Here is a 19,333-nt window from a genome sequence, read left to right on the forward strand (position 1 = left end):
GTGGATATGTTTCTATCGATGCGTATCTTTACGCAGATCGTCGAGTTGGGAAGCTTCACTAAAGCGGCCTCCGCCTTGCAACTGCATCGGCCTGTCGCAACCAAAGCGGTGCAGCACCTCGAACAGACTTTGGGCGTGCGCCTTCTGCATCGCACGACTCGACGAATCACGCTGACCGCGGAAGGAGAAGAGTTCTATCAGCGCTGCGCGGAGATTCTTTTACAAGTATCGGACACGGTGGGCCGCTTTTCGCAGAAGTCCACGCGCCCCAGGGGAAAGCTGCGCCTCGAATTGCCGGTGACGATCGCCAAGACGATCATCATTCCGGCGTTACCCGCCTTTCAGCGGCAGTATCCGGAGATCGAGCTCATTATCAGTGCGCGCGATCAGCAAGTAGACATTGTCGGGGAAGGCATCGACTGCGCCGTACGCATAGGCGGACAGGGAAGCCCGGGCTTTGTTGCGCGGAAGATCGCCGAGGTGCCGATGGTGACCTGCGCATCGCCGGAATATCTCGATCAACGCGGTACGCCCAAAACCATCGACGATTTGCACAATCACTTGGCAGTCAACTTTTTCTTCGGACCGGAGAGAAAGGTCATGGATTGGCGCTTTTTCGTCGACGGCGAAGAGCAAGCAGTCAAGGTGCGCAGCGGAATCCTTGCCAACGATTCAGAAGCCTTCCTCGCGAGCGGGCTCGCCGGCTTCGGCATTCTTCAAGGCGTGCAAACCGCGTTGCAGCCTTACCTCGACAGTGGACGACTGGTGAAGGTACTGCCCGACATACCGAGTGTTCCCAAGCCGCTTTCGATCGTCTATCCGGCGAGGCGACATCTGCCGTCGAAGGTCAAGGTTTTCATCGACTGGCTGACGTACGTTCTGACACAAGCCGGCATCGCCCCCTCATGACGAAGACCCTACGGTCAAGACAACCTTGATTTCGTGATCGATATCGTTCCAAATTCGACGACGCGCCGAAGTCAAGGAGACGGACGCCGCCACGCCCTGTCTCCTTGCCGGTAATCAGGCTGCCAATTTTTCCTGCGACGGCACGTATGGATTGCGAAGCCCCGCCTTCTCCAGCAACGGCATCACTTCGGCATTCCACTGCTTGATGCCGCTGTTGTAGTCCAGCCAGCTGAGGCAGATGCCATCCACACCCGCTTCCGACAACATGCCCAAATGATCGACCATCATTTCAGGTGTGCCCACCAACGGGAAGCCCGCCCAGCCCGCCTTGAAGTGATAGCGAAACTGGTCGGCCTGCTCTGGCGTGAAAATGCCGGTCTGGATGCCGAGTTCCTTGACGATGTTTTCGCATGCCTCATCATCGCCGTACTCGATCACGTAGCGGTCAACGTACTCTTTCGCCTTGGCCTGCGTTTCGGCAACCGACACATACGAGTAGCACCACACCTTGAGATCCCGGCCATACTCGTTCTTTGCCAGATCTTTATAAGCACGGACCTGCTTACGTACGCCTTCGAGCTCATGCGAGCCGAGGATGATGAAAGCCGCATCACAGTGCTCGGCGCAAAAGCGCATGCCGCGCGGCGAGCCGCCCGCATTGATCAGGAACGGCTTGTTCAACGGTTTTGGCTCTGAAAACGCCTGCACGAGATTGAAGTACTTGCTTTTGTGGTCGAAGTAACCTTCCGTCGTCCAAGCCTCCTGCGCAATCGCGAGCCAGTCGTCGGCGAACGCATATCGTTCGTCGTGCTCCATCATTGAACCGCCGAACATCCGCATCTCCGGACCAAACCAGCCGCAAATCATGTTGAGGCCGAAACGCCCACCGCTGATGTGATCGATCGTCGCCGCCTGCTTTGCTGCAAACAGCGGGTGAACGGTCGGAAGGTGCGAGGTCGTAATCGTGGCGATCTGCTTGGTCGACGCCGCTATGGCTGCCGCCCAGGTGTAGGTCTCGAAGCTCGTACCGCCAAAATTGCTGTCGCCGCCGAAACCGCGCCAGCGACCGATTGGAATGGCGGCCTCGAAACCGGCGGCATCAGCAATGCGCACGGTCTCCAGGTTCGTCCGCCAATCCTCCGCGCGGTGCACTTCAGGAGCCGTCGTGATTGCGCAACCGCCATGTGCATTGATCGCGAACACGCCAAGTTTGATCTTGTTGGGTGAGCTAGCCATCGGGTTCAACAGCTCGTGTGACTGGGTTGCATTGCTCATCAGTCTCTCCGATTAGGAATGGAAGAAGCGGCTTCTTGTCGTTACCCTCGGGCTGGCGAGCAGCCGTGCGGCCTCCGGAAGGCGAAGCCCGATTGCCTTCATCTCTGAAGGATTCGAGTCAGTTGAGCGCATCAGAGCGCCAAACCATCATCTTTTCCGTCTGCATCTCTCGCATCGTGTGAGGCATCCCGCCAACCCCATGTCCCGAGACTCGCGCGCCTGCGAACGGCATCCAATCGACGCGGAACAGCGTGTTCTCGTTCACCATGATGGCCGTGCCGTCCAGATGGCGATAACAGTGCATGGCCGTGTCGATGTTTCGCGTGAACACCGCAGCCTGGAATGAATAGGGAAGGTCATTAGACGTCGCGATCGCCGCGTCGACGTTGTCGTACGCGTACACGCACACGACGGGGCCAAACACTTCCTTGCGCGTCACGTCCGCATCGCCGGGCGGATCGAGCAACACCGTGTTGGCATAGCAACTGGCGGAAATCCTTTTGCCGCCTGATACGAGTGTCCCGCCGGCGCTCACCGCGTCATCGATCCATCGGCCAACGCGGTCTACCTCCTTGTGGCTGATTAGCGGGCCCACGTCGGTAGTCGTCAGCAGAGGATCGCCGATCACCATCTTGTTGCCCAATTCGGCCAGCCCATGGGCGACATCGCCGGCGATGCTCCGGTGACAGAAAACACGCTGCACGCTCACGCACGCTTGCCCCGCATGCCAAAAGGCGCCGCGCGCGATGCGAGGCAGGGCCATATCCAGGTCGGCGTCATGCGAGACAATCACGGGCGCGACGCCGCCATGCTCGAGCGCGCAACGCGTTCCCGGCGCCAGCTTCGACCTGAGCATCCAGCCGACTGGGGCCGAGCCGATGAAGGTAAAGAAGCCTACGCGAGGATCGGTCACCATGCGGGTGGCCAACTCGAGGTCTTGCGGGAGCACCATCTGCGCCCATCCGGGGGGCAAACCCGCCTCGTGAAAAATGTCGATGACTGTCCTGCAGGACAGCGGCGTTGCCGGCGCAGGTTTGACGATGACAGGGGCACCGACCGCGACGGCGGGCGCGACCTGATGGATGACGAGGTTGAACGGATGATTGAACGCGCTCACGCCGAGGACGACGCCGGCCGGTTCGTACTGCGTGAACGCGACCCTGCCGGCCGACGTGGCATTGAGATCCATCGGTACCACCTGGCCCGCGTTGGTCCGCAACGCTTCGATGCAGGTGTGTATGCCATCGATACCGCGGTCGACTTCGATGAGCGAGTCCTTCAGCGGCTTGCCGCCCTCGCTGGCAGCCTGTCGCGCGATCTCCTCACGCCGGGCAGAGATGATCTCAGCCGCACGCTTCAGTATCGAGAGACGCTGCTGCTTGGACAACCATTGGCGGCGATCGCGGAACAGCGCATAGGCCGTAGCCATGGCGCGTTCGACATCCTCCGCGGTAGCCGCTTCGACTTGGCCGACATGCGTGCCGTCGAAGGGAGAGTGAACATCAATCGTCGCGCTCATTACTGCTTCTCCATTGAAGTCCTGATGCATGCGCCGTCGTAGTTGCCGCGCATGGCCTGCCGGTGGTCTGATGCCTACGGGCCAACGGGCAACGCGACAGATTCAGCCTCAGGTGGTGGACATTTCGCGGGGCAAGCTGTCGGCAAACGACGGCCTCTCGCGCATCTCTATTGCCAATGCATCCAGCCTCGGCAGGCTGGGTAACCAGTTGACGGACGGAAAACGGAAGCGCACGTAGTCGAGTAAGACCACAGCGGAAATCACCGCGAGATCAGGCGTCGAACCGGCGAACGAAGGTGGCGCTTCTTCAAGCCGAGACAGCGCGTTGACCACAGAGCGCCTGCGCCGCAGTCCCACGGGCGACTCATCGAACGATGCGTCGGTCATCTTGCGACCGATGATGATCGCCGCCGCGGCATCGATGCCGCCCATTGCAACACCGATCCTGGACAGCACCGTCGACGGTTCGTGCCCAAGCAGTCTGGGATAGGGCCGCTGACATTCCAGCCAGAGCATGATCACGAGACTCTCGGTCAGCGCTTTCCCATCGTCCAAAACGAGCGCAGGGACCCGTGCGCTCGGATTGGCCTGCAGAAGCTCGGGCGCGTCCTTCCACGGATCTGTCAACTGAAGCTCGATATCGGAAATGCCTTTCTCCGCGAGCGCGATGCGCACGAGGCGCGCATAAGGCGACGTCGTGCTGAAGAACAACTTCATAGAAATACTCCTGAGCCAGTTGCAAGTAAGCACGTCCCGGAGCGCGGGTTCTCACCCTTAGCTCGATAGGCGTTGAGTTGTGCGCAACGACACTCGGAGCGCAAAGGCCACGATGTGCGAATGAAGCCGTATGCTAGGCATGCCCCGCCGTATGCGGAAGCTGATTCTCAACAAGCGGACTTCCCAAGAATTCAAAGTCCTCGAAAACCCTAGGAGGACCGCCGGAAAGCCAGTACAGGAACCGGTCGAGCCTCGTCGGGTTCACGAATTTCGAAGGGGTCTCCGCGAGATTCGGATGCCATCATCCGGCCGAGTCCGGCATTCTTGAACTTGACGAAGGCCCCACACCGGCTTCTTCGCGCCGGACGACGTGGCTCAGCATGCGGCGGCGGCTCAACGCGTTGTGCGTTGCCGGACCATAGCGCTGAATATCCATGTCATGGAGACGTAATGGATGACCGAATGGACTTACCCGAATACATCGATGGTTATGGGCGAGTAGTACCCCACGAGGGTATATGTTTGCAGCAAGAAAGCACCGTCCAGCAACGTCTCGTCGGAACGACCCGCGAGCGACACCACAAGTTACTGAAGACAATCGGCGACGCGTTCGACGCCTGCGCGATTCATGACGGCGCCACACTTTCCTTCCATCACCATCTACGTAATGGCGATCAGGTCCTCAACATGGTCCTGGCCGTTGCCGCCGAACGCGGGCTGCGCGATCTGACCGTAGCGGCGAGTTCGCTCTTCCCGGTGCATGCGCCGCTCGTGGACCACATTCGAAGCGGAGTCGTCAGGCGCATCCTCACCGCCTATATGTCGGGCCCAGTTGCCGATGCCGTTTCCCGAGGCGAGATGGAGGTCCCCGTCGTGATGCAGACCCACGGTGGTCGAGCCAGGGCCATCGAGTCCGGGGAGTTGAGAATCGACGTGGCGTTTATTGCTGCGCCTACATGTGATGACTTCGGGAACCTCAACGGCGTCGAGGGCCGTGCTGCCTGCGGGCCTCTCGGGTATGCGATGGTCGACGCGCAGCACGCCTGCATGGTTGTCGCCGTGACCGACCGCCTCGTGGCATACCCCGCCTGCCCAATCGATATCGCCCAGGACAACGTGGACTTCGTCGTTCCTGTTGCATCGATCGGGGACCCTTCGGGCATCCTTTCCGGAACGACGAAGCCAACCACGGATCCGGTCGGCCTTGGTATCGCGACCGCTGCCGCTGAGGTCATCGAAGCTTCCGGGTTGTTAGGGAACGACTTTTCGTTCCAAACGGGCGCGGGAGGCGTCTCATTGGCGGTCGCTGCACAACTTTCCGCCGTGATGACCCGGCTTGGTGTCCGGGGCAACTTCGCGTCGGGCGGAGTCACAGGCCAGCTATGCGACATGCTGGAGGCCGGACTCTTCCGCTCGATCTTCGATGTCCAGTGTTTCGATCTCCGTGCGGTGGATTCGTACCGGCGTGACTCGCGGCATATGGCCATGTCGGCGTCTCTCTATGCGAACCCTCACCAGCGAGGCGCTGTCGTTGACCGTCTGTCCACGATGATCCTGGGTGCGGCAGAGGTGGACACGAACTTCAACGTCAACGTTACGACAGGAGCCCCGGGAAACATCCTGGGCGGCTCTGGAGGGCATGCGGATACGGCCGCAGGTGCGAAGTTGTCAATCGTGACAACGAAGCTTCTGGCAGGCGGCATCCCTAAGATCGTAGAGCGTGTGGGATGCATCACTACGCCCGGGTCGACAATCGATGTTGTCGTCACGGACGCGGGCGTGGCAGTTCATCCGACGCGTGAAGATCTGGCTTTGCGCCTGAAGAAATTCGGTATCGATGTGAGACCGATGCAGGAGCTCCTTGAACTCGCCGAACAACGTAAGACTGCGGGGGTTCAGCGGCCTCGCGAACCGCAGCAACGAATCGTCGCGGTCGTCGAGTATCGCGATGGCACCGTTATCGATGTGGTCAGGGCCGTGCCGTAGCCATGCGTATGGCGGCTACCACGCCCTCGACCCGAGGGCGTGTCACTTGTTCCGCGCATTCGACCGATCTGCCAGCCTGCCCCTATCCAGACAGGAGTCCCGTGATGAACAGCCAGCCCGCTGAAACAGGTCAAGTTACCGCCGAGTTCAAAAGGGCGATGCGCCGCCTTGCTTCGACGGTCACCATCATCAGTACCGCCGACGTCTACGGGCATCGGTACGGCATGACCGCAACCGCCGTCAACTCGCTGTCGATGGATCCGCCCTCGCTTCTTATCTGTGTCAACCACAGCGCGAGCATCCATGCCCCGTTGACGGGAAGAGGCCGCTTCTGCGTAAACGTCCTGACGACCGAACAGGAGGATCTCGTCGATGCGTTCAGCGGAAAGGTCAAGGGCGATGCTCGTTTCCAGGTCGGCGAATGGCATAACGAAGATAGCGGTATGCCTTATCTGGAAGGTGCGCAAAGCAACCTGTTCTGCGACATCGACAGCGTGATTCCCTTCGGCACGCATTCGGTCGTGATTGGGCGCGTCACTGCGGTTCGCGTGGAAGAAGGCATTCGCCCTTTGATCTTCGCGAACGGCAAATTGGGGGCTACCGGGTCCCTTACCGGCCATGTGCGCATCGCGTCGAATTTGTCGACCCTCACGCAGTTCTTGCCGTCAGACCTCGAGTCGTTTCTGAAAAAGCACCCGCTAATCGATGTGCATCTCGATGAAAAAATCAGCACTGCGGTGGTGACGGCCGTTGAGGAGAACGCTTACGACCTGGGCTTTGTCGTCGAAGGACCAAAGACGAATCGACTAGAAACGATTCCCTATAGGGACGACCGTCTCGTGCTCGCGGTTCCAGCCGCTCATCCGTTGGCATGTAAAACGTCCGTCAAGTTTGCCGGTACGCTGGACTACGATTATGTCGGTCTCCATACGGGTAGCCAAATCAACTTGCAGATTCAACGCGCCGCCGCGGAGCTTGACCAGGCGTGGCGCTGCCGCATGCAGGTGCATACCTACGACGCGCTGTCGGCCATGGTTCAAGCCGGCCTCGGCATCGGAATGATTCCACTGAGGATGGCCGAGCTCTACGCAAAGGCGATGAACATCAAGGTGATTGAACTCGATGAGACATGGGCTCACCGCAGGCACGCGATCGTCATTCGCTCCTACGAGAGCCTGCAAACTGCCGGAAAGCGGCTCATTGACCACCTCAGCCGTGGCTCGCACTGATCCTTATCGGCTCTGTGCCCAGTTCGGGGCATCGGATCCAGAAGGGAGTACTGGCTTGCTTGTACCGCGCTGGCGCAGCAGGTCCGATTGATGGAAACAGCCGATCCAGATTGCATCAAAAGTATTCGGCGTCGTCTGCGCGACAAGGTTGGCAAGCGGGTACTGCCTAAGTACCCTATGTCTGGCGGTTTTTTGCAATCACTCATCAAACAAGGCAACATCAAAATGATGCCCCAGCTAATGTTCCTACCTATTCGCCATGCTTCCTGACATCGATTCGCTCGCCCTGTTCGTCCGGGCTGCCGAGTTGCACAGCCTCACCAAGGCTGCAGAGGCCTCTTACATCGGTCTGGCCGCCGCTAGCCGGCGCATTGCCCTTCTGGAGCATCGCTTCAAAACACCGCTCCTGGAACGTTCTCCGAGAGGCGTGGAGCTGACGCCAGCCGGTACGACCCTGCTTATGCACGCAAAACTCCTGCTCACGCAGATGAACCAGATGCAAGCGGATATGAGCGATCACGCGGCTGGCCGGCGTGGCGTGCTGCGGTTGATGGCGAACACATCAGCGATGACTGAGTACCTACCGGGCGATTTGGCTGATTTTTCGCGGAAAAATCCGGATATTCGCTTGGTCATCGAGGAGCGGTGGAGCCCCGAGATTGTCAAGGCAGTTCTGTCTGCCGAAGCGGATATGGGAATCATCGTTGAAGGTCTACGCGTGGAAGACCTGGCGTTCTTTCCATATCGCAATGACCGGTTGGCGGTCGTCATCCCCGCTGACCACGAACTTGCTAAGCGGCAAGAACTTCACTTCGTCGACGTCCTGGATCACGACATTGTCGCTCTGGAAAGTGGTGCGTCGATGATGCGATTGCTCGCGGAGCAAGCGGTCGTGGCCGAGAAAACTCTGCAGCTGCGCATACAGGTTCGCAGCTTTGAGGCAGTCTGCCGTATGGTTCAGTCCGGCCTCGGTATCGGCCTCCTGCCGTTCCAGGCCGCCAATGCAATTGGCACAGGCATGGGGTTGGTCGTAAGGCCTTTGCCCGAGGACTGGGCTGAAAGAAACATGTTAATTTGCGTGCGCAAAGACCGAACTGGCAATAGCGCGATTGCCAGTTTGCTTGAATCTCTCACCACTGCATCGGGAACTACCTAGTCAAAGTCTCTGACATTCCGTTGCCGACGGTGCTTCGCTAATCTTGAGTGCTCGCAGCCAGACGGGACGATCGACCATCTTGCCGTCCAGGGAAACAGCCCCACCCGCGGAGGAATTCATCACTTCAAGAATGCGCAGCGCCCAGGATCGCTCTTCAGACGTGGGTGCAAACACCTCGTGAATGACGGGTACCTGATGAGGATGGATGCACAGTTTCGCTCCCAATCCCAATCGCCGTGCTCTCAGGGTATCGCTTCGAAGTCGCTCGGTGTCGTCGATGCTCGGCGTGATCCCGTCGATTGGCGACGGCAGGCTTGCGAGCCGAGACGCCAGAACGAGTTCCGACCTGAAGTAGAGCAACGCATCGTCATCACCTTCAATTCCCAGATCGACCTGAAAGTCGAGACTTCCGAACGCAAGCCGAACGACGCCGGCCGCCGACGCTAGCGACCGGATCGATTCGTAACCTTGCGCCGTTTCGATGATCGGAATCAGGCCGATCCCGCGCGTCTCGGCGACGCGTAGCAACTCAGATGGCAGGTGTTCCGCTTTGGGCACGAAGACACCTGCGAGCCCTTCGTCGTGCAGCAGCTGCAGATCCTCGGCGAACCAAGGCGTATCCACGGCATTGCAACGGACCCAGACACGTCGGTCCGGACGCAACCATGTGCGGATAGACTCCCGGGCGACAGCCTTGCGATCGGCCGGGACCGCGTCTTCGAGGTCCACAATAATCTCGTCAGCCCGACTTGACCACGCTTTGTCGAAGCGATCAGGCCGGTCACCGGGCACGAAGAGGTAGGTGCGTGCAATTGCCATGTGAAAGCTTTATCGAGATGGGAATAGGTGGCATGTTCGCACGGCAAACCTTATTGCGGGTATTCGAAAAAGGCGATGGCGAGCTTCGAGAAAGCGGAGCTCTCACATTCCAAATTCCTCTATAGCGCATTCTGCCCGCATGCCCGCCAATTCGCCCACCCCAACCTTCGTCAACTTTCTTTCTCATCAGAGCTACTCTGAACTCACCGGGAACGCCAGCCCTCGCCTGCTGTGAAAATTTCCGCTCTATTCCGAAACGTGTCTTCCATGGCACACGGGGAAACCATTTTCACTCCATATAGAATTTTTTCGTCACATTTGAGCGGAAGTGTCTCAAGTGCCTGCTGTAGCGAATGGTATAAGTTCGCCCCAGCCTTTAGCTAATCGAGGTAGCCAGCCCAACGCTGCATCATTTCACGCCGCTCTCTAAGAAAAGTGGCGCGGTTATTTGCCCGACCGAGAGGGTCTTTGATTGCATGTGCGAGTTGCTTCAAACCTTGCCGTTTCTTTGAACGAACCTGGTCTGGTTTGCAAGACGAAAAACTTCTTTTGATTCTCTCGTTGATACCCTACTTCGGTGGATACCACGGAGGATTCAACGGTCCAGTCGGCGTGAATTTCTGCTTGATCCGCGTACGGCCCGATATGCCGGCGATCTCGGGATGCGCGACTCGCGCATATTTGTCCACTTCACAGAACAAGTTTTGAGAGTCTATGAGTTGCAGCCGGCGCCCCCATAAAGACTGGAAGTTCACACCGAGGCGTTCAAACTCTCGCTCCTGGTTATCAGCCATCAGGCGGATGAGTTCAGCCTCATTCAGACCGGCACTATCTGAAAAACACTTCCGGAGCCCGTCCCGTGCACCAGGACCAGGCACGACAAAATCCATCTCCGAGAAATCCGTGATCTCGCTGTAGTTGATGTCCGTCGTAAACTGGTACGCAAGAAAATCACCGATGGTTGGGTATGGCAGGATTGGCTTACGCCGGTTTTTGGCGCCATCAACGCCCATTCACAAACTTGTTCGTGTGTCTGCACACATCTTATGAACCCGAGCGCGTCTGCAGGCGAACACCGCTTATGGGCTCCGCAAGCTCGGTACGCAGCGAGGCAGCGAGCGCCCGATCAGAGAGTGTGCATACTCGAAACCTCGCGTCGTAGAATGCGGGGCCCGCACCGATCGCGCGCAACATCTCCGCCAAAACGAGAGCAGACGACACGGCACTGACGAACGGCACTGCGACCGACTTGCCCGCGACAAGAACACGGCCGCATTCATCAGAAACAAGCGATCGGTATCCTTGATTGACTTCAGCTCGGCGACGCGCTCGTTCTTCCCTTTCTCGACGCTCCTGCGCATTCTCGACCGGCCACAGTTCACTGGCCGAGCGTGCGTTTGGCCATGTGTGCACCGCAAATGAACAAAGATAGGAAGGCGTCGTGAATATGAGCATCCCGTTCGTAGCGAGTCTTTAGGCATCGAAACGAGTGAAGCCATGCAATCGAACGCTCGTCTGGCCAACGCTCAGTCCGCCATCGCCTCCCCTAGGTACACCGCGCGCGTCGACGCCCAGTCGGGATTGAGCTGCAGCGGCCCCTGCGGGAACAGCACGACCACGGTCGAGCCTAGCAGGAAGCGCCCCATCTCCTCGCCCTGCATCAGGGTGATGTTCCTCCCGCGATAATCCCAGTGACGCACGCTGTGGCTGCGCGGCGGGTTGACTACGCCGTGCCACGCCGTCGCGATGCTACCGACGATGGCGGCGCCCACCAGCACTAGGGCGAACGGGCAGTACGGCGAGTCGAAGTGGCACACCACACGTTCGTTGCGCGCGAACAGCGCATCGACGCCGCGCGCGGTGGCCGGGTTCACCGAGTACAACTCGCCTGGTACATAGCTCATTGAGATCAGGCGGCCTTCGCACGGCATATGGATGCGGTGGTAGTCCCGCGGGCTGAGATAGAGGGTGGCAAATAGGCCGTCATCGAATTGACGTGCCAGCTCCTCATTACCGGCCAGCAACGCGCTGCTGCTGAAGGATTTGCCCTTGGCCTGGAAGATCTGGTCGCGCTCAATGCGACCAGACTGGCTGATCGCGCCGTCCACTGGACAAACGAGTCGCGCTGTCGCCAGAGGACGCACGCCGGGCAGCAACGCACGGGTGAAAAAGTCGTTGAACGTGGCGTAGGCGCTGGGCTCCCTCTGCACGGCTTCCGTCAAGTCGACATTGTAGTGGGCGATGAAGCGGCGTATCGCCCACTGCGTCAAGACACCGGCGCGCCGTTGCGCGAGAAAGCCGAGCACGCGTGTGATGAGAAGCTTGGGCAGCAGATGCTGCAATTGGACGAATAGGCGCTCGGACACAAGTGGCTTAAAACATAAAGCATGGCTAATTCGACAGGTTGCCGCGTTGGATGCCCCGAGACGGGGGAGTCGTCAAATACGCTCGCGCACCAAGTGAAAAGTTGACAGCGCTGCGAGGGGCGTCAGGTAGCCTTCAGCACCGTCCGCCGATCCTCGCTTGGTGCGCCGCGATTTTCCAATTCTGCGATCAATCGGTCTGCGACGTTGGCGGACCATGCAGCTATGGTCAGACTGGGGGCCCCTCCGGGGGACATCGGAAGAGCCGAGGCATCGGCGACGTACAATCCAGGATTATCGAATACCTCTCCATTAGCACCTACCACGCCGTCTGCATTGGAGGTGCCCAGGCAGGCACCTCCAATGGGATGTACCGTGACGGGATTCCGAGGCGCGTAAACCTTTGTCTTGGTGATGGTTTGGATGTTCTTCAGTTCATCATCAATCTCACCATAGATATCGTTGTCTTTTGACTTGTATTTTATCTTTAATCTGCCACGTTTAATTTCCATGGTTCCGTTATTATTGTCTCCACCAAAAGCGATAATGACGGATTGCTTCCGTAGCCAACGCTTGATAAAGGAAGGTGCCGGTACATCATCCAGGCCTTGAATGCTCGCGCGCAGGACAATGACGCGCTTGTTCTTCGAGTCCTTGAGCCTGAACGGTGAGGCTATAGGCATGCCTTTTGAAAGATCTGATTTGCTATTTTCCTTCCAGACTCCGAAGAAATCGCCATTCCCCCCGAATTCGAGGCCGAGCCTTGGCATCCCTGCCAAGCCCTTTTCGACGTCACGGCTCTTGAGCAGTAGCCGAACGGTGCCCAAGCCGCCCGCGGCCAGAATGACATGCTCCGCTTGGACGCTTTCTTCTTTCCCGCTTCGATGATCGCGGTAGCGGACCTCATAGCGCATTTCGCCATGACCTTGTTGCGCCAATCGGCGTATTGATAAGGCTTCGCACATATCTCTGACGATCAGGCCCCGTTGCATGGCCGGCCGGATGAACGAGAAATCCAAAGTGGTCTTTGCGCCTGAAGGAGAGCCCAAGAAGCTATTGTTCTTCATGTCACATTCCCACCGCTCGATTCCATTCCTATCTACAACCTTGGAAGGAAATCCTGGCCTTTTTGGAAAAAGCATTGCGACCGGTGGGTTGCCCAGGCATGTTAACAGGCCGTGATAGTTTGCCTCCTCTATCCGGTTGGGCACTAGGTCCTGTGGTGTGAGAGCGCGAGCATCAAGGGCTTCAAGTATCTCGTTGTAATAGCGCTCCATGCCGGCCTGCGAGATTTCTGGGTGATGGTTATCCCAGTAGTTTGGAGCCAGCGGTTTATCAAGGAAGCCCGCGTAAACATGGCTACCACCGCCCACATTAGACGAGCAAACAACGCTGATGCCATCGCCGAAATAAGCTTCGATGAACCCTTTCTTATTCAGAACCATATCCCGTTTGAATAAACGGGAACTAACGGATCGTATGCCATGGGTGAAGGCTTTGGCGCCCTGCGGTAGAGACACCAGATCCTTAATTCCCATCGACCGGTTGGGAACGGTGTCCCTCCAGGGGCCGCGCTCAAGCATGAGAACATCGCGACCTGCTTCGGCAATTCGTTTTGCGGCGACAGATCCACCAAAGCCGCTTCCTATTACCAAAACTTCCACTTCAGTATTCATGGTGATATTTATTAATCTAGCTCTGAATATGCATAAAAGCCATGGCGGCGCGGCGTTCAGGTATCTCTGGAAAATGCCAATCGTCATTGATTATCGGCGGGATATCGAAAACTGGATGCCATGACGCTGACGGCCCATTGGCGTGCGCACTTGACTTGCCGTGCTGCCGAGTAGCGCCGGGGACCCGTCGCCCGTTTACGTAGTCACTGTCGGCGTCAATGCAGAACCTTCGCGAGAAAATCCCGTGCGCGCTCCGATCGAGGCGTATCGAAAAAGCTGTCCTTGACGCAGTCCTCCACGATAACGCCCGCATCCATGAAAAGGACACGATCCGCGACCTTGCGTGCAAAGCCCATCTCATGCGTCACACAGACCATCGTCATTCCTTCTTGCGCAAGCTCGATCATTACGTCCAACACTTCGTTGATCATCTCGGGATCGAGCGCTGACGTCGGTTCGTCGAAGAGAATCGCCGTCGGGTCCATCGATAATGCACGCGCGATAGCGACACGCTGCTGCTGCCCGCCCGACATTTGCCCCGGATACTTGTGCGCATGTGATTTGAGCCCCACCCGATCGAGCAGCATCATCGCCTTCGCGTCAGCTTCTTCACGAGACCGGCGGAGTACCTTCATCTGCGCCAACGTGAGGTTCTGGAGAATGCTCATATGTGGGAACAGCTCGAAATGCTGAAAGACCATCCCGACTCGAGTGCGCAGCGATGTGAGGTCCGCTTTCGAGTGGCCCACGCTAACTCCATCGACCGTTATGGAACCTTGCTGAAAACCTTCCAGCCCATTGATGGTCTTGATGAGTGTCGACTTTCCCGATCCCGAAGGTCCACAGACGACCACTACCTCGCCTTTCTGAACGACCGTCGTGCAGCTATCCAGTACACGATGTTGGCCGTACCACTTTGAAACGTTGTCGATGTCGATCATGTTGCGTTACCCGATCTGAAAAGTTGCTCGAGGCAGACAGCGATACCCGCGCCGCCTAGTGACGGCTCTGCAAAGCAAGCCGCCCTTCCAAGCGATTCTGAACAACCGCCAACAGCGAGCTCAGCACCCAATACAGCGCTGCCGCCGCGAGATACAACGGCAACGGCTGAAATGTCGTTGCAATCACCTCCTGCGCGGAACGAAGCAACTCCGTCACCGTAATCACGGAAACCAGCGATGTATCCTTGATCAGACTGATGAGCGTGTTGCCCATGGACGGCACCGCAAGGCGCAGCGCCTGTGGTCCAACGACGTATCGCAAGGTTTGGAAATAGGTCAGCCCCAAGCTGTGCGATGCGCTCCATTGGCCTCGCGCGATGCCGAGAATCGCGCCACGCATGCTCTCGGAAAGATAAGCCCCGGCATTCAACGTCAGCGTCAGAATCCCCGCTGTCGTTGGCGACAGCGAGATCCCGACATCGGGCAATCCGTAGTACACGACGAACATCTGCACCAAAAGCGGCGTGCCGCGCATGACACTCACGTAAGCTTGCGCAACTCGATCCAAACCGCGATTGCCGCTGATTCTCAACACTGCGGTGAGCGCACCGACCACGAGCCCGAAGGCCATCGCTGCGACCGCGAACTTCACGGTCAACAGCGCACCCATCAATAACACCGGGGCCGAATTGACCACCAAATCGAATCGATCCATCTCATCACTCTCCAGCGTACGCCGCGCCTCTGGCTGCCCAGCAATCGTTAATTACCGACCGGATGGCTGACATCCACGCCGAACCACTTCTTCGAGATCGCGGCGAGCGTGCCGTCGTTCCGCATGGAAGTCAGCGCTTCGTTCACCGCAGCCGAGAACTTCGGATTTCCCTTTCGAAATGGAATACCGATTTCATCGCTGGTGTTCTTCAAGAGGCCGCCCCCACGAATGGGCACGTTTGAGGTTTTGATGAGATAAGGCACGAACAACCGGTCATTCAGATACGCGTCGGCTCTACCACCTACGAGGTCGCTGAGCGCTTCCGACATTCCGGGGTAGGTCTGCACGATGATGCCGGGAACCGACTTGGCGAGGTCCGCGAAGTTCGAACCAAGCGTGACTGCAACGCGCTTACCCTTCAGTTCGTCAAGACCTTGATACTCGTTTTTGTCGTCCTTTCTCTCCAGGACTTGGACTGCCGAGTAAGCGTACGGAGGACTGAAATCCAGAGATTGACGTCGCTGCTGCGTGATGGTCACTTGATTCACCACCACGTCGAATTTCCCGGCCTGCAGGCCGCCGATCAGCCCCGACCATTCCCCGGTATAGAAGTCCGGCTTGACGCCCAGCTTTGCGGCCAGCGCCCTAGCGACATCGACGTCAAAGCCCTGCAATATCCCCTGCGAATCGCGATAATCGAACGGGGGATACGTTCCCTCCATACCGATCATCAACGTGCCTCGAGCCTTGACCGCGTCGAGCAGGTCTTCCGCACAAGCACTGAAAGACGCGCACGCCGCTGATACCGAGAGGGTTGCAAAAAGAATTGCTTTCCGGATCTTCACGATTTTGTCTCCAACGTTATATGAATAGCGCCATGGACGGACGATCAATAGAATTCATCAATCCATAGGCGGGTACTACAAACACCACATAAAACGCTCATGAATCTGATCGATGCAGCACGAGCGCTCACCTTCCGACGACACTCCTTTCTTTACGAATTCACGACCACTTCAGCAGGTGCGGTTTCACTCCTCGTATAGAATTTGTAGGCAATGAACACGACAACGACCCACACACCCGAAACAACTAGAGACATGCGCATATCCGGCAGCACGGCGATGCAAATCATCACGGCAGCCATAAATGCGAGCGCGAGGTAGTTGCTATACGGGTAGAAGGGCATCTTGTAGGTGATCTTGCATTCTTGACCATTCTTGACCCTCGACTTCCTGAAGTTCAGATGGCTAATCAGGATCGACGCCCAGGCACAGATCAGCCCGAACACGGTCACCGAAGAGAACAGTTCGAAAGCGCGTTCCGGCATGATGAAGTTCAGAATCACACCCACGAACATCGCCGCGAACACCAGCATCACGGCACGCGAAGGCACTTTGCGGCTATTGACCACGCTTAGGAACGCCGGAGCGTTCTTTTGCAAGGAAAGGTTGTAGAAAGTGCGACTGTTCGTGAAGACACTCGCGTTCACCGCCGACAAGACTGCCGTAACGACAACCAAGTTCATGATTCCCGCCGCAGCCGGAACGCCGATTCTCGTGAAGACCTCGACGAACGGGCTACCCTTGGTGGTCAACGATGTCCACGGGAAGATCGTGAGCAGCACCGCGATCGCACCGACGTAGAAAATCAGCAGTCGCCAAAAGGTAGCGTTCACGGCCTTCGGCATCGTGGTCTTGACATCCTTCGCTTCGCCTGCCGCCAAGCCTAGGTTTTCAACTCCACCGAATGCAAAGGCAACCATGACGATGGACAAGACTGCTCCGCTCAAACCCTTCGCAAAGAAGCCGCCATGGTCGACCAGATGATGGAAGCCGATCGGCTCTCCATGGTTGCCGATCCCGAAGAAGATCATGCCTGCGCCGAAAAGGATCATCGCCACGATGGCTATGACCTTGACGAGCGCAAACCAGAATTCGGCTTCACCGTAAAACTTCACACCGACAATATTAATTACAAACATCATCGATACGGCCGCCAAAGCCGTCACCCAGATCGGGACCCCGGGAAACCAGAAGTGAACGTAGTTTCCCAAGGCATTCAAGTCGGCTGCGCTCGTAGCAAGCAGAAAAATGAACGCATTCCATCCGTTCAAGAAACCGACGAATCGGTGGATGTAGCGATTCGAGTAGGAGATATAGGAGCCCGACACGGGCTCCTCGACAGCCATCTCGCCGAGCGCTCTCATAACGAAGTAAATCGCGATCGCTGCGATGAAATACATCAGCAATATCGCGGGACCGGCCGTTCTGATAGCCCACGAAGACCCGTAAAAGAGACCGGTACCGATCGCGCCGCCGATCGCAATCATCTGGATATGGCGATTTTTCAGGTCTCTTTTGAGATCTTCCTGCTCGTACGCCTGTATTTGATTCTCGTTGCTCACCTTGCCTCCTCCTATGAAGCGCCCTTCTCGCGCCCACCAACAACCTCCAGGCGCACCGCCCAGACTTGCCGGAGTCCGGCGCATACACCAATCCGTCTCCGTGTAATCCGTATTTGCTAAAATTGTTTAACATTCCTAACTTATACGGAATTTCTTTGCCTGTCATTCGTGGCGCGTGTCTCCCTATCTCGCGCAAAACTAGGCGCTAGGTGCGGCCGTTTCTTCCATTCGACTGAAACTCCCCCCAGCGCTATTCATGCGCTCTGCCATTAAGCAATCCCCAGTTACGCCTCAGACCTCCGCCACCGCAGCCGCGAGGCGGCTAATGGCTTCGTCGACCGTGGAGCGGGGGCAGCCGAGATTGACGCGCATATAGCCATGTCCTTCGATACCAAACTTCTGTCCCTTGTCGAGCCAAAGCCGCGCCTTGGTCAGCATGAATTTGTTGAGCGCCTCCGCATCCATCCCCAACCCACGGCAATCCATCCAGGCCAGATAAAGCGAGTCTGCCGGCAGCACCCTTATCTTCGAAGTCATCTCGTTGACGGCGTTGCGCAAGTGGGCGTGGTTCACGCGCAGATAGCTCAGCATCTGTTCGAGCCACGGCTCGCCGTGCGCATAGGCAGCCTCGGCGGCGACCATGCCGAGCGTGTTCACCAGCGGGAACATATTTCTGTCGTACTGCCGGAGCAGTTCTTCGCGCAGACGCCGGTTCGGCACGAACACATTCGCGCTTTGCAGACCAGGCAGGTTGAACGTCTTGCTCGGCGCCGTGCAGGTAATGCTGTTCTGCGCGAACGTCTCTCCAAGCGAAGCGAACGGAATGTGCTTCTTCGCAGGGTTAATGATCAGGTCCTGATGGATCTCGTCTGAGATGACAATCACGCCATGCCGCAGACAGATCTCTCCCATGGCGCGCAGCTCGTCCTCAGACCAGACATTGCCCGTCGGATTGTGGGGATGGCTGAGGATGAAGAGCTTCGTGTTATTCCGGATCGCCGCTTCGAACATTTGTTCGTTGAAGCGATAGCCTGTCTCTGTTCGTTCGAGCGGAGCGAAGGCCAGATGACGTCCGTTCATCAGAACGTCGTTGTGGAAGTGCGCATAGACCGGAGGCTGAATTAGCACCGTATCGCCCGGTGACGAGAAAGCCTGGACGGCAGTCTTCAGTGTGGTGATGATGCCCGAAGTCTGCACCACCCATTCTTTGGCGACGTCCCAGCCGAACCGCTTGGTTTGCCAGCCGACGACCGCATCCACATAGCTGTCGGTCGCACCACCGGGGTAGCCGAAGATGCCGTGCTCCACCGCCTCGTGAAGTGCGTCGATCACGGGTTGGGGGGCGCGGAAATCCATATCTGCAACCCACATGGGCAACGGGTTCACAGCGGATTCATCTGCTGAAAGAAGCTTTTCAGCAATCGCCCATTTCATGGAGTTCGAATTCTTCCGATCGGCCACCTGATCGAATACGCAAGCAAAGTTTGCGGTCGAAGCGTCGTTTCTTATCTCTGCGGAGCATGCCTTCACTATTTCTTCCTTGTTTCAATATGACGGCGCGCACGGGACGCGGCCTTGAATTTCGGTCAGAATAGCAACGCTCTTCCATGAGCGGAAATGG

Annotated in this window: 17 protein-coding genes and 2 pseudogenes; 5 read left to right on the forward strand and 14 right to left on the reverse strand. The window is 57.6% G+C overall.

What is annotated here, in order from left to right; all coding sequences use genetic code 11:
- The first annotated feature begins 6 nt into the window (after window positions 1-6).
- On the forward strand, window positions 7-909 hold the full coding sequence (locus tag FAZ95_RS35785; protein WP_254700395.1) for a LysR family transcriptional regulator: 903 nt from the start codon (window positions 7-9) through the stop codon (window positions 907-909).
- 114 nt (window positions 910-1,023) lie between these two features.
- Here the strand turns inward: FAZ95_RS35785 and FAZ95_RS35790 are convergent, their stop codons facing one another.
- From FAZ95_RS35790 to FAZ95_RS35800, 3 genes are all read right to left on the reverse strand, one after another.
- Entirely contained in the window at window positions 1,024-2,184 is a 1,161-nt protein-coding gene (locus FAZ95_RS35790; RefSeq protein ID WP_137337089.1) for an LLM class flavin-dependent oxidoreductase, read from the reverse strand.
- Window positions 2,185-2,302: 118 nt separating this feature from the next.
- The gene (locus FAZ95_RS35795; protein WP_137337090.1) at window positions 2,303-3,703 is read right to left on the reverse strand and encodes an aldehyde dehydrogenase family protein; all 1,401 of its coding nucleotides are present in this window, start codon (window positions 3,701-3,703) and stop codon (window positions 2,303-2,305) included.
- 108 nt (window positions 3,704-3,811) lie between these two features.
- Window positions 3,812-4,420, reverse strand: a complete 609-nt coding sequence (locus FAZ95_RS35800) for a glutathione S-transferase family protein (RefSeq protein WP_137337091.1) — start codon at window positions 4,418-4,420, stop codon at window positions 3,812-3,814.
- Between the two features lie 450 nt (window positions 4,421-4,870).
- Here FAZ95_RS35800 and citF point away from each other — a divergent pair, with 450 nt between their 5' ends.
- The 4 genes from citF (at window position 4,871) to FAZ95_RS35820 (ending at window position 8,791) form a co-directional block, all read left to right on the forward strand.
- Window positions 4,871-6,406 (forward strand): citrate lyase subunit alpha, encoded by a 1,536-nt coding sequence (citF, locus tag FAZ95_RS35805; protein ID WP_175425845.1) that lies wholly within the window; start codon window positions 4,871-4,873, stop codon window positions 6,404-6,406.
- Window positions 6,407-6,510: 104 nt separating this feature from the next.
- Complete coding sequence (locus FAZ95_RS35810; protein WP_137337092.1) at window positions 6,511-7,635, forward strand: flavin reductase; 1,125 nt, start codon at window positions 6,511-6,513, stop codon at window positions 7,633-7,635.
- A gap of 90 nt (window positions 7,636-7,725) precedes the next feature.
- Entirely contained in the window at window positions 7,726-7,905 is a 180-nt protein-coding gene (locus tag FAZ95_RS35815; protein WP_137337093.1) for a hypothetical protein, read from the forward strand.
- Window positions 7,895-8,791 carry a LysR family transcriptional regulator gene (locus FAZ95_RS35820; RefSeq protein WP_137337094.1) on the forward strand — a complete coding sequence of 299 codons (897 nt, stop codon included), beginning with the start codon at window positions 7,895-7,897 and terminating at the stop codon, window positions 8,789-8,791. Before FAZ95_RS35815 ends, FAZ95_RS35820 begins: the two co-directional genes overlap by 11 nt.
- On the opposite strand, the gene FAZ95_RS35825 is transcribed toward FAZ95_RS35820, so the two are convergent.
- The 11 genes and pseudogenes from FAZ95_RS35825 to FAZ95_RS35865 all read right to left on the reverse strand — a co-directional run bounded on the left by FAZ95_RS35825 (window position 8,792) and on the right by FAZ95_RS35865 (window position 19,242).
- Window positions 8,792-9,610 (reverse strand): HpcH/HpaI aldolase/citrate lyase family protein, encoded by an 819-nt coding sequence (locus FAZ95_RS35825; RefSeq protein WP_137337095.1) that lies wholly within the window; start codon window positions 9,608-9,610, stop codon window positions 8,792-8,794.
- Window positions 9,611-10,179: 569 nt separating this feature from the next.
- Window positions 10,180-10,623 carry a nucleotide kinase domain-containing protein gene (locus FAZ95_RS35830; protein WP_217497453.1) on the reverse strand — a complete coding sequence of 148 codons (444 nt, stop codon included), beginning with the start codon at window positions 10,621-10,623 and terminating at the stop codon, window positions 10,180-10,182.
- 31 nt (window positions 10,624-10,654) lie between these two features.
- A complete protein-coding gene (locus FAZ95_RS41010) occupies window positions 10,655-11,023 on the reverse strand; it encodes a hypothetical protein (protein ID WP_496543835.1) in 369 nt (122 codons plus the stop codon).
- Window positions 10,989-11,143, reverse strand: a pseudogene (locus FAZ95_RS40935) (IS5/IS1182 family transposase); the annotation flags it as partial. The gene FAZ95_RS41010 and the pseudogene FAZ95_RS40935, both read right to left, overlap by 35 nt.
- A gap of 14 nt (window positions 11,144-11,157) precedes the next feature.
- A pseudogene (gene asd, locus FAZ95_RS35835) lies at window positions 11,158-11,976 on the reverse strand (archaetidylserine decarboxylase); the annotation flags it as partial.
- Window positions 11,977-12,098: 122 nt separating this feature from the next.
- Window positions 12,099-13,736, reverse strand: coding sequence for a GMC oxidoreductase (locus FAZ95_RS35840; RefSeq protein ID WP_217497454.1), 1,638 nt, complete (start codon window positions 13,734-13,736; stop codon window positions 12,099-12,101).
- Between the two features lie 128 nt (window positions 13,737-13,864).
- The gene (locus tag FAZ95_RS35845; protein ID WP_137337097.1) at window positions 13,865-14,590 is read right to left on the reverse strand and encodes an amino acid ABC transporter ATP-binding protein; all 726 of its coding nucleotides are present in this window, start codon (window positions 14,588-14,590) and stop codon (window positions 13,865-13,867) included.
- 55 nt (window positions 14,591-14,645) lie between these two features.
- A complete protein-coding gene (locus FAZ95_RS35850; RefSeq protein ID WP_137337098.1) occupies window positions 14,646-15,305 on the reverse strand; it encodes an amino acid ABC transporter permease in 660 nt (219 codons plus the stop codon).
- A gap of 47 nt (window positions 15,306-15,352) precedes the next feature.
- Window positions 15,353-16,150 carry a transporter substrate-binding domain-containing protein gene (locus tag FAZ95_RS35855; protein ID WP_137337099.1) on the reverse strand — a complete coding sequence of 266 codons (798 nt, stop codon included), beginning with the start codon at window positions 16,148-16,150 and terminating at the stop codon, window positions 15,353-15,355.
- Between the two features lie 152 nt (window positions 16,151-16,302).
- Window positions 16,303-17,712, reverse strand: a complete 1,410-nt coding sequence (locus FAZ95_RS35860; RefSeq protein ID WP_137337100.1) for an amino acid permease — start codon at window positions 17,710-17,712, stop codon at window positions 16,303-16,305.
- Window positions 17,713-18,003: 291 nt separating this feature from the next.
- Entirely contained in the window at window positions 18,004-19,242 is a 1,239-nt protein-coding gene (locus FAZ95_RS35865) for a MalY/PatB family protein (protein ID WP_137337101.1), read from the reverse strand.
- Window positions 19,243-19,333 lie beyond the last annotated feature (91 nt).

The sequence above is a fragment of the Trinickia violacea genome (assembly GCF_005280735.1).
Taxonomy (GTDB): domain Bacteria; phylum Pseudomonadota; class Gammaproteobacteria; order Burkholderiales; family Burkholderiaceae; genus Trinickia_A; species Trinickia_A violacea.

Excerpts from the sequence above, each read along its gene's own strand:
- FAZ95_RS35785 (WP_254700395.1), top strand. The coding sequence starts at position 7 with ATGTTTCTATCGATGCGTATCTTTACGCAGATCGTCGAGTTGGGAAGC.
- FAZ95_RS35790 (WP_137337089.1), bottom strand. The coding sequence starts at position 2,184 with ATGAGCAATGCAACCCAGTCACACGAGCTGTTGAACCCGATGGCTAGC.
- FAZ95_RS35795 (WP_137337090.1), bottom strand. The coding sequence starts at position 3,703 with ATGAGCGCGACGATTGATGTTCACTCTCCCTTCGACGGCACGCATGTC.
- FAZ95_RS35800 (WP_137337091.1), bottom strand. The coding sequence starts at position 4,420 with ATGAAGTTGTTCTTCAGCACGACGTCGCCTTATGCGCGCCTCGTGCGC.
- citF (WP_175425845.1), top strand. The coding sequence starts at position 4,871 with ATGGATGACCGAATGGACTTACCCGAATACATCGATGGTTATGGGCGA.
- FAZ95_RS35810 (WP_137337092.1), top strand. The coding sequence starts at position 6,511 with ATGAACAGCCAGCCCGCTGAAACAGGTCAAGTTACCGCCGAGTTCAAA.
- FAZ95_RS35815 (WP_137337093.1), top strand. The coding sequence starts at position 7,726 with ATGGAAACAGCCGATCCAGATTGCATCAAAAGTATTCGGCGTCGTCTG.
- FAZ95_RS35820 (WP_137337094.1), top strand. The coding sequence starts at position 7,895 with ATGCTTCCTGACATCGATTCGCTCGCCCTGTTCGTCCGGGCTGCCGAG.
- FAZ95_RS35825 (WP_137337095.1), bottom strand. The coding sequence starts at position 9,610 with ATGGCAATTGCACGCACCTACCTCTTCGTGCCCGGTGACCGGCCTGAT.
- FAZ95_RS35830 (WP_217497453.1), bottom strand. The coding sequence starts at position 10,623 with ATGGGCGTTGATGGCGCCAAAAACCGGCGTAAGCCAATCCTGCCATAC.
- FAZ95_RS35840 (WP_217497454.1), bottom strand. The coding sequence starts at position 13,736 with ATGACGATTGGCATTTTCCAGAGATACCTGAACGCCGCGCCGCCATGG.
- FAZ95_RS35845 (WP_137337097.1), bottom strand. The coding sequence starts at position 14,590 with ATGATCGACATCGACAACGTTTCAAAGTGGTACGGCCAACATCGTGTA.
- FAZ95_RS35850 (WP_137337098.1), bottom strand. The coding sequence starts at position 15,305 with ATGGATCGATTCGATTTGGTGGTCAATTCGGCCCCGGTGTTATTGATG.